Annotated in this window: 6 protein-coding genes and 1 tRNA gene; 3 read left to right on the top strand and 4 right to left on the bottom strand. The window is 52.2% G+C overall.

The window, feature by feature from the left end:
• Both A7E48_RS01855 and argS read right to left on the bottom strand, forming a co-directional pair.
• Nucleotides 1-1,368, bottom strand: a 1,368-nt coding sequence (locus A7E48_RS01855) for a diaminopimelate decarboxylase (protein WP_068168726.1), incomplete at its 3' end; no start/stop codon positions are given.
• Nucleotides 1,369-3,030: an arginine--tRNA ligase gene (argS, locus tag A7E48_RS01860; protein ID WP_068168749.1), complete on the bottom strand. Its 1,662-nt coding sequence runs from the start codon at nt 3,028-3,030 to the stop codon at nt 1,369-1,371.
• Nucleotides 3,031-3,180: 150 nt separating this feature from the next.
• Between argS and A7E48_RS01865 the strand changes: the two genes are divergently transcribed.
• The 3 genes from A7E48_RS01865 (at nt 3,181) to hrpA (ending at nt 8,623) form a co-directional block, all read left to right on the top strand.
• Nucleotides 3,181-3,253, top strand: a tRNA-Arg gene (locus A7E48_RS01865).
• Nucleotides 3,254-3,295: 42 nt separating this feature from the next.
• Complete coding sequence (locus A7E48_RS01870; RefSeq protein ID WP_068168730.1) at nt 3,296-4,183, top strand: alpha/beta hydrolase; 888 nt, start codon at nt 3,296-3,298, stop codon at nt 4,181-4,183.
• A gap of 78 nt (nt 4,184-4,261) precedes the next feature.
• Nucleotides 4,262-8,623 (top strand): ATP-dependent RNA helicase HrpA, encoded by a 4,362-nt coding sequence (gene hrpA / locus A7E48_RS01875; protein ID WP_068168733.1) that lies wholly within the window; start codon nt 4,262-4,264, stop codon nt 8,621-8,623.
• A gap of 100 nt (nt 8,624-8,723) precedes the next feature.
• On the opposite strand, the gene A7E48_RS01880 is transcribed toward hrpA, so the two are convergent.
• Nucleotides 8,724-9,152 carry an HIT family protein gene (locus A7E48_RS01880; RefSeq protein WP_068168739.1) on the bottom strand — a complete coding sequence of 143 codons (429 nt, stop codon included), beginning with the start codon at nt 9,150-9,152 and terminating at the stop codon, nt 8,724-8,726.
• Nucleotides 9,153-9,160: 8 nt separating this feature from the next.
• Nucleotides 9,161-9,811 (bottom strand): MBL fold metallo-hydrolase, encoded by a 651-nt coding sequence (locus A7E48_RS01885; RefSeq protein WP_068168745.1) that lies wholly within the window; start codon nt 9,809-9,811, stop codon nt 9,161-9,163.
• Between the last annotated feature and the right edge of the window lie 103 nt (nt 9,812-9,914).

The raw sequence follows: 9,914 nt of genomic DNA on the forward strand, positions 1-9,914 counted from the left end.
ATTGGAACTGAGTGCATAGCAGTAGGCGCCTGTTGCTGGAACTGCCAGGATGTCCCCCGCCATCAAATCTGCAGGTAAGTAGCAAAAGCGCACCACAATATCGCCCGATTCGCAGTGTTTACCTACCACACGAGAAAGAACCTGAATTCCCCTCGGCTCACGATTTGCTAGCACCGCCGTGTAATCGGCGTCGTAAAGAACCGGACGAGCATTATCGCTCATTCCGCCATCTACTGATACATATCGACGAACGCGAGACGCTCCCGCTTCGTCTTCGATTGCTACGTCTTTGATAGTGCCCACCGTATAGAGGGTGATACCTGATGGACCCGAGATAGAACGCCCGGGTTCAAAGGACAAATGTGGAATTTCCATTCCTAAATCAGCGCATGTTTTGGACACCGAATCAGCAAGTTCTGTGGCGACATCTAACGCAGGGCGAGGGGACTCCCCCTCGATATACCCGATGCCGTAACCGCCGCCCAAATCAATTTCAGCTAGGGTGACATCGAAACGGTGGTTCAACTCGTTCATAAAGCCCAAAACTTTTTCGGCGGCTTTGGAGAATCCTTCTGCCTCAAAAATCTGAGACCCAATATGGCAGTGCAGACCACGAAGGTTTATAGAATCCTCGCCTAAAGCTACAGCGGCAGCAACGGTTGCGTAAGAATCCTCGTCGCTCAAACCTAAGGCGTTGATTTGTTCGGTGGTAAATCCTGCCAGCATCGCAGTTCCAGCGACCATCGACTGACCAAACTTCTGGTCTTCGTGCGCGGTGGCAATGTAGTCATGGGTAGAAGCGTGAACACCGGGGGTAACACGCAACATCACAGGTGCTACTACTCCCATATCGCTGGCTATGCGCGCAATCTGCTGAACCTCATAGACAGAATCGGCGACGATGCGGCCTACCTGGTTCTCCAGGGCGCGGCGAATTTCCACATCAGATTTATTGTTTCCGTGTAAAGCAATCTGTTGCCCGGGAACTTCAGCACGCAGGGCAAGAGCTAACTCGCCGCCTGAAGCGGTATCGAGGTTGAGTCCTTCTTCCAGAGCCCACCGCGCCACCGCCGTCGTCAAAAATGATTTGGCGGCATAGTAAACCGAGACCTCGGCACCGTGCTCAACAAATGCAGAAGTGAATGCATTTTTGAATTCTGCAGCGCGAGCACGGAAAGTCGTCTCTGAGAAGACGTATTCGGGGGTGCCAAATTTCTCACGCAAAGCGCTGACCGCTACGCCGTCTACTTCGAGTTCACCGGAATCATTACGGCTGAAGCTATCGGTCCATATGGTGCGGTTGAGGTCTGCGGGATGCGCTGGTACTTCCAACCAATCTGGTTTGAAAAGAGTTGAGGAATCACTCATTTACATCTTCTCCGGTGCTGTTACGCCAAGCATGTTCAATCCGTTAGAGAGAACCTGGCCGGCTGCGTTGTTGAGCATGAGACGTGCGCGATGCAGGTCCGTGATTTCTTCCTCGCCCTTAGGTGCCACATGGGAGTTTCCGTACCAGCGATGGTAAGAGCCTGCCAATGTTTCGATGTAGCGGGCGATGCGGTGGGGTTCGCGGAAGGTCGCTGCCTCTTTGACTGCCTGTGGAAACTGGCTGAGGACGGCGATGAGTTCGTTGTCAGATTCTGTGTTGAGCTGGGACGCATCAAAGCTGGAAGTATCAACCCCAGCTTTTTCTGCGTTACGAGCCACGTTGCAGGTACGAGCGTGAGCATACTGCACATAGAAGACAGGGTTTTCATTAGACTGCTTGGTCAGCAAATCAAGATCAATATCAATGTTTGTATCTACAGAGTAACGAGTCAAGGTGTAACGTGCGGCGTCAACGCCCACAGCTTCTACCAAATCTTCAAGAATGACGATGGTGCCGGCACGTTTGGACATCCGAACGGGCTTGCCATCGCGTACCAAGTTCACCATTTGACCAATCATCACTTCAACACGGTCGGGGTTATCCCCCAGCGCTGCTGCAGCTGCTTTAAGGCGCGCGACGTAGCCGTGGTGGTCTGCACCGAGCATATAGATGGCGATGTCAGCGGGGTTCTCGGGGCGATTAATCTTGTCTTGGAAATAGGCGATATCGCCAGCGATATAAGCGGCGTTTCCGTCTGATTTAATCACTACGCGGTCTTTGTCATCACCAAAATCAGTTGATTTCAGCCACCATGCACCGTCCTTGAAGTAGAGGTGCTCGCTGGTCTTGAGTTTCTCTAGGAGTTCATCTACTTTGCCCTCTTCAAAGAGGGAGTTCTCGTGAAAGAAAACATCAAAATCTACCTTGAAATCATGCAGGGTCTTTTTGATGTCCTCAAACATAAATTTCACGCCAGCAGCACGGAACACTTCTTGAGGATCCTCTGAAGTCAGCGCCTCAGGGTGCTCAGCCATGACGCGATTGGCGATGTCGGTGATGTACTCGCCACCGTAGCCATCCTCAGGGGCAGCATTGCCCTGAGCACGCGCTAGAAGTGAACGAGCAAAACGGTCAATCTGTGTACCGTGATCGTTAAAGTAGTATTCGCGCACCACATGTGCACCTTCAGCCTGCAAAATACGCGCCAGTGAATCCCCCACCGCAGCCCAGCGGGTTCCACCCAAGTGAATGGGACCAGTGGGGTTCGCGGAAACGAACTCCAGGTTGATGGTTTGGCCGGCTAGCTCTGAATTAGTACCAAACTTCTCCCCTGCCTCGACAATCGTGCGGGCAATTTCCCCGGCGGCACCGGCGTCCAGAATGATATTGAGGAAGCCTGGACCAGCGATATCGACCTGGGCGACGCCGTCAATCTGAGCAATTTTTTCGCTCAAAATAGTAGCTACCTCGCGGGGATTCTTGCCCACCTTTTTAGAAATCTGCAATGCAACGTTTGTTGCCCAATCGCCGTGATCGCGGTTCTTTGGCCGTTCAACCCTAATTTCGGGCAGTTCGGCGCCATCGACAAGAGTCAGTTCGCCAGATTCTAGAGTGGTTGCAAGGGCAGTTGAGATTGCATCTGAGAGTTCTTCGGGTGTCATGGGAATAAGTCTACCCAAAGCGCAGGTGCAGACGAAGAAGCCCATCTTGCGATGTGAATCGCAAGGAGATTCCATACGACGGAAATGAAAGAGATGCCTAAGAATCTGGTAAGGTAGTGACGTGCTGTTTTAGCTAACGCTGAAGCACGTGCCTCTGTAGCTCAGTGGATAGAGCACCAGTTTCCGGTACTGGTTGTCGAAGGTTCGAATCCTTTCAGGGGCACTTTTCTTTTTAACCTTTTTCTTTTGAACTAGAGAGAAGACTATGAAGAGCACAACCGGTTTTTATACCCGCGCACACCTTGATGCACAAAGTTATACGTTCTATCCGGCAAATTCTTCAGATCCGGCTCCCCTGGTGGTCTATGTCCACGGTGGCGCGTGGCGCTATGGCTCTAAAGATTCTCTTAAATCTAGCGAAAATGGTGTGCACCGCCTTCGCGAATTCTTCTCAGCTGCGGGCTTCGCCTGTGCCTCCATCAATTACAGACTCTCGTCCCAGGCGCAATTTCCTGCCCAGATTCATGATGTCAAAGCTGCCATTGCGCATTTTCGCAAACACGCCACATCATTTCAGATTGACCCTCGCAAGATTGTGTTAGTCGGTGGTTCTGCTGGTGGTCACCTCACCATACTGGCTGCGGCTACAGGTACTTTAGGCGATTCTTATTATGATGGTGCGCTGACCTCCGGTTCTTCAGAAGTCACGTGCGCAGTGAGTATTTACGGGGTTTCCGATCTTCGAACCATCTACGATGACCGCGAAATCTGCGGTTTTCCCCGCGTGCACCCTGAAGACGACGACGCCGAATGCCTTCTTCTGGGCAGTAACTTTCCTGCGCCGGCGGGTTCGCAGGCAGAATTGAACTGGTCCAAGGCTCAACCGCTTGATATTATTTCCCACGCAAGCCCTGCCGGCACACGCCGCTGCGCACCGCTTTATCTTCTTCATGGATTAGGTGATACGTGCGTGCCTCACCTCCAATCCAGCAGGGTCTATGAAACGTTGCAACAGCGCGGTATCGAGACGGAGCTATATCTAATCCCCGATGCTGAGCATGCCGATTTACGGTGCTACACCGATGAATCTTTGCACTCAATGGTGCGCTGGGTGCAGCAGCAACTAGACTCGAAGGGCTTTTCCACCCCTTAACTATCTAACCAGCGCTCGCTACGCCTGCGGCAAACTTCTTTCCCCTACGCTGTGGCTGTTCTACAATGATTTTTCAGTATGTCTAAGAATCATTCAGGCTCCGCCTCATCCTCACTTTCCCACATTGCCGCCGCTATGCATGCGGCGAATACCCGCGCGTCGACCCCTACACCGCAAGCAGATGTTGCACATCCTGTGCAGAAAAATAACTCTGCAAGGCAGAAAAGCTCCGGGGCAACTCAGCGTAAGAAACGCGGGGCAGCTCGCTCTTCTCAGCAGAATCAGAACCGTAACAGAGGCGAGCGCAAAACAACCTCTCGGGAGTACAAGCCTTTTATTCCCAGCGCCATCAGCTTTCCTCCTGCACTTCCGGTCTCCGAACGCCGGGAAGATATCAAAAAAGCAATTGCTGAGAACCAGGTTGTTATTATCGCCGGTGAAACGGGCTCAGGTAAGACTACCCAGATTCCTAAAATGTGTTTAGAACTTGGTCTGGGCGAAACCGGGCTGATCGGGCATACTCAGCCCCGCCGTCTGGCTGCTCGATCTGTTGCTGAACGTATTGCTGAAGAACTCGGTCAGAACATTGGTCAGACAGTGGGGTATCAGGTTCGCTTCACCTCCGAGGTGGGCGAGCATTCGGCGATCAAATTGATGACCGACGGCATCTTGCTAGCAGAGATTCAAAATGACCCGCTACTGAAAAAGTATTCGACCATCATTATTGATGAAGCGCACGAACGAAGCCTCAATATTGACTTCATTCTTGGTTATCTCAAACGCATTATGGGTCAGCGCTCCGATCTTAAAATCATCATTACTTCTGCCACCATTGACCCCGAGCGTTTTGCTCGCCATTTTTCGCCCAGCTTTGTGCCTGGGGTCGGAATTGTCGATGACTCTCTGAGCGCTGAAGAAAAGGAAATTGCTGAGGCAACGCTGCCAGATGACGCACCTCCCATCATCGAGGTGTCAGGCAGAACCTATCCCGTTGAAATCCGCTACCGTCCGCTGAATGTGCCAACCGAGGGCGAAGACAACGACGCCGACGACGGTTTAGAGGACGAAGATCGTGATCCCATCGAGGGTATCTTGGACGCGATTCGCGAATTGGCGGCAGAAGATCCCGGCGATATCCTCATCTTCTTCTCGGGGGAGCGAGAAATCCGCGATGCTCAAGATGCCATTGAGGACATGATTCGCTCCACTCGGAGGCTACCCCACTATGAGGTATTACCCCTGTTCGGCCGCCTCTCGATGCAAGAGCAAACTCAGGTGTTCCGCCCCGGTTCACGCCCGCGCATCGTGTTGGCAACCAACGTTGCAGAAACCTCACTGACAGTACCTGGTATCAAGTATGTGATTGATACAGGCACCGCCCGCATTTCACGTTATTCTTCGCGTACCAAAGTTCAGCGCCTTCCCATTGAGCGTATTTCCCAGGCGAGCGCTAACCAACGGTCGGGCCGCTGTGGGCGCGTGTCAGATGGTATTGCTATTCGTCTCTATTCTGAAGAAGATTTCCTTTCCCGCCCAGAATTTACCGACCCTGAGATTTTGCGTACCAACCTGGCTGCGGTGATTTTGCAGATGACCTCTATTGGAGTGGTAAAAGCTATCTCCGATATTGAGCGCTTTCCCTTTGTGCAGCCGCCAGAGACCCGCGCTATCAACGATGGCGTCAACCTCCTGCGGGAGCTGGGCGCTCTGCGCCAGAAGAACTTCCAGCAGGCTACGCGTGGACGCCGTTCGCCCGCTACGCCACTGACCGGTGTGGGGCGCAAGATGGCAGCGCTACCCGTTGATCCCCGTTTGGCGCGCATGATTGTCGAGGCAGATCAGCGCGGTTGTGCCAAAGAAATGATGGTTCTCGCCGCGGCATTGACTGTGCAAGACCCGCGAGAACGGCCCACCGAGCGTCGGGCAGAAGCTGATACTCAGCATGCACGCTTCAAAGACGAAAAATCTGACTTCTCCAGCTATCTCTTGCTGTGGAATTTCATCAACGAAAAGCAGCAGGAGCTCTCTTCCAGTCAGTTCCGCAAGTTGTGTCATCGAGAATTCCTGAATTTCTTGCGAGTGCGTGAATGGCAGGATCTTTATGCACAGCTGGCTGAGATTGGACGGTCAGCCCGCATCTCAGTGAGCCGCGGCAGAGATATCAATCCCGCAGCCCACGAGGTCGATCTTCATAAGTCGCTACTTTCGGGCTTGCTCTCTCATATTGGCCTCAAAGATGAACGAGCCCGCCACGAGTACATGGGCGCTCGGGGTACCCGTTTCCAAATCTTCCCAGGTTCTGGATTGTTCAAGAAAAATCCCGAGTGGATTGTTTCGGCTGAATTAGTAGAGACATCCCGCCTGTGGGCACGAGTCAATGCAGAGGTCAAGCCCGAGTGGATTGAAGAAGTCGGCTCTCACCTGGTAAAAAAACAGTACTCTGATCCTCATTGGTCATCGGCTCAAGGGTCGGTCATGGCACATGAAAAGGTCACACTCTTTGGAGTGCCCGTGATTGCGGATCGCAGAGTGCAATACTGGCGTATTGACCCTCAGGCAGCACGGGAAATGTTCATTCGCTCCGCCCTCGTTGAAGGCGACTGGCGAACCCATCACAAGTTCTTTGAGCGAAATCAGCGCGCGTTGGCTGAGGTCGAGGAACTCGAAGCTCGCCTGCGCCGTCGTGATCTGCGCGTAGACGATCAGACGCTCTTTGATTTTTACGATGCCCGGTTGCCAGAGAATATCTACTCCGAACGTCATTTTGATCGCTGGTGGAAAGAGGAGCGGACAAAGAACGAGCATCTGTTGGATTTCAACCCCGATCATCTCATCGATGAAGAAGCTGCAGACTACGACGAATCGCTCTTTCCCCGAACCTGGACGATTCATACCGGATCAGGCGAACTCACCCTCGATCTGCGCTATGAATTTGCTCCATCGGTTTCTATCGGGGGAGTCCGCAGTTCAGAGACTAAGGCAGACGGAATTGCCGTGCAGGTACCTATCCTATTCCTCAATCAACTGGAGCAAGCTCCCTTTGAGTGGATGATTCCCGGTCTACGCACTGAACTCATCACGGCACTTATCAAGTCCTTGCCTAAGCAGCTGAGGAAGAATTTTGTGCCGGCGCCCGACGTCGCCCAAGCTGCAGTGGCAAAACTCAACGCTGAGTTCTCCCCTGCCGAGGACAACCTCCTCGAATCTTTGGCACTGGTGCTCCGTCGTCTTCGAGGAATTGTAGTTGACCCTGCCGCCTTTAACTGGGATCAGGTACCAGAGTATCTTCGCTTCACGTTCCAGGTGCGCAACCCTCACAATAAAATTTTGGGTGAAGGTCGCGATATCGAGTTACTCAAGACCCAGTTACACTCCCATATTCGTTCTGCTCTGGCAGCATCGCTGGGGGCTTCACCCGATACTTTTGCTGCTATGAACAAGATGGCTCAGAGGCAGCAATCCTCTGCGCAGCGAGGTGGAGATCAGTCCAAGGGTCAGCGCCCGGCACTGGCGGGAAAGACGGTTACAGCAGGACACGCATCCGCAGCTGCCCATGGCGTTCGCGAGCAAAGTGGTTTGACCGACTGGCCCGCACAAGAGCTTCCGCGCAAAATTGAACGAGTAATCGCTACCCAAAAAGTCGCCGGTTTTCCGGCGCTCTTTGACGAAGGAAAAACCGTGGGGATTAGAATCTTCCCCACCGAAGCGGAAGCAGCGCGTTCACAACGTCGCGGCGTCATTCGTCTGCTTCATCTCAAGGTGCCCTCGCCTATCCGCTATGTGAGTGATCATCTGTCGAACCGAGAGAAAATCGTCTTCACTCAGAATCCGCACGGTTCTATTGATTCGCTCATTAGTGACTGCACAGTGGCAGCGGTAGATATGTTGACACCGGCGCAGGCGCCCTTTACCCACGACGAATTTGAAAAAGTTTTTCAGCAGGTTCGTGCAGAACTCATTGAATCGGTTTTCCAAGTCACCAAGTTAGTGGCGGATATCCTGGCAGAAGCTTCGGCTGTGCAGAAGAAAATAAAAAAGAGCACCTCGTTGAGCGTCATTCACGCGATGCAAGATATGAAAGCTCAGTTGGATCACCTGATATATCCCGGATTCGTAGCCCAGACGGGGTATTCTCAGCTGGTTCATCTCCCCCGCTACCTGAAAGCAATCACTCAGCGCATTGAGAAGCTGGGACCCCAGGTGCACCGCGACAATCAGCTCATGATTGCGGTACAGGAACTAGAAGACGAATATGATTCAGCCCTGAAATCTTTGCCCCAAGGGACCGAAGTTTCTGATGAATTAGAACACGTGGGTTGGATGATTGAGGAGCTACGCGTAAGCTTCTTTGCTCAAGAACTGGGTACAGCCTATACCGTTTCCGAAAAGCGGATTCGCAAAGCGCTACGAGATGCTCTAGAGAATCTGAAAAATTCATAGCAATCTGTCAAAATGCTGAAATAATTTAGCCCCGGTTCTTCTGATGAAGAACCGGGGCTAAAACATCCGAAAATGCATATTATATCAAAGTGAGCACGCCTTAGGACTCAGGTACAAACTCTTCCCAGCCCGCCTCGCGCAAAGCTGCACGAAGTTTCTCAGCGTGTGCGTCCAGGGTTGCGCCATCGACGTTACGGTCTATAGCTTCTGGCCCAAAGTCAGCTAATCCATTAACCGGGTAGACATGCAGATGAGTATGAGGCACTTCTAACCCTGCAATCATCAAACCAATTTTAGTTGCGGTAAAGAGGTGCGACTGTGCCTGACCAATTTTCTGAGCCACGTCGAAAAGATGGGCGTTCAAGTCAGCAGGTAAATCAATCCAGTGATCGATTTCTTCACGAGGGACGACGAGCGTATGCCCCTCCCCCATGGGTTCGATGGTTAAGAAAGCCACAGCTTTCTCGTCTTTCCAAATGAAGCGTCCGGGAATGTCGCCGTTAATAATTTGGGTGAAAACGGTAGCCATGTCTCTCCTTAGATCTCTACCTCATCGCGGGGCTCCAGGTGAACGTACTCGGTACCGTATTTTTCCCCGAAGTTTTTCAGCTGTCCTTCAATAATGCCGTGCCCGTTCTCCGAAAGGAGGGCATTGTGAATGGGGTATGCCTTCTCAGCTCCCACAGCGATGATGTAATCGATAACTTCTTGAATCTTATTCCAGGGAGCATGGATAGGTACGAGCAAGGTTTTTACCTTGAGCTGGTGAGGCACGACCAGCGAATCACCGGGGTGGAACAGCTCATCATTGATGAGGTAGCCGACGTTATCGATAGTGCGAATCAACGGGTGAATCAACGCGTGCTGTCCGCCGAACGTCTTGATGTCGAATCCTTCCAGAGAGAAAGATTCCTCCGCCTCAGCGTTATGGAGCTTGGCGCCCTTGACTTTGTCTTTCAGCTCGTCAATCACTGCCCGAGGAGCATAGAGCTCAGTTTCAGGGTGAGCTTCTAGAAAAGCTGCAACTTTCTCTGCTTCAAAGTGGTCAGGGTGAGCGTGGGTGATGAGAATGAAGTCAGCACCTTCGAGAGCCTCTTCGACCTCAGAGAAATTCCCCGGATCCAGCACCAGCGTTTTGTTGTTATTTTGGAGGCGAATACATGAGTGAGAATATTTAATAAGTTTCATATCTCTAGCCTAGTGGCGGGCACAACAGAAATTCCAGTTTGCTGCCTCAGCACTTAATGCCTGAGACGATATTTGCTCTTTCAAGAAACACCCCGCCATATGC

The organism is Rothia sp. ND6WE1A (genome assembly GCF_001683935.1).
In the GTDB taxonomy this organism is placed as follows: Bacteria; Actinomycetota; Actinomycetes; order Actinomycetales; family Micrococcaceae; genus Rothia; species Rothia amarae.

Coding starts and splice junctions, on each gene's coding strand:
- A7E48_RS01880 (WP_068168739.1), bottom strand. CDS start 9,152: ATGGCTACCGTTTTCACCCAAATTATTAACGGCGACATTCCCGGACGC.
- A7E48_RS01885 (WP_068168745.1), bottom strand. CDS start 9,811: ATGAAACTTATTAAATATTCTCACTCATGTATTCGCCTCCAAAATAAC.
- argS (WP_068168749.1), bottom strand. CDS start 3,030: ATGACACCCGAAGAACTCTCAGATGCAATCTCAACTGCCCTTGCAACC.
- A7E48_RS01870 (WP_068168730.1), top strand. CDS start 3,296: ATGAAGAGCACAACCGGTTTTTATACCCGCGCACACCTTGATGCACAA.
- hrpA (WP_068168733.1), top strand. CDS start 4,262: ATGTCTAAGAATCATTCAGGCTCCGCCTCATCCTCACTTTCCCACATT.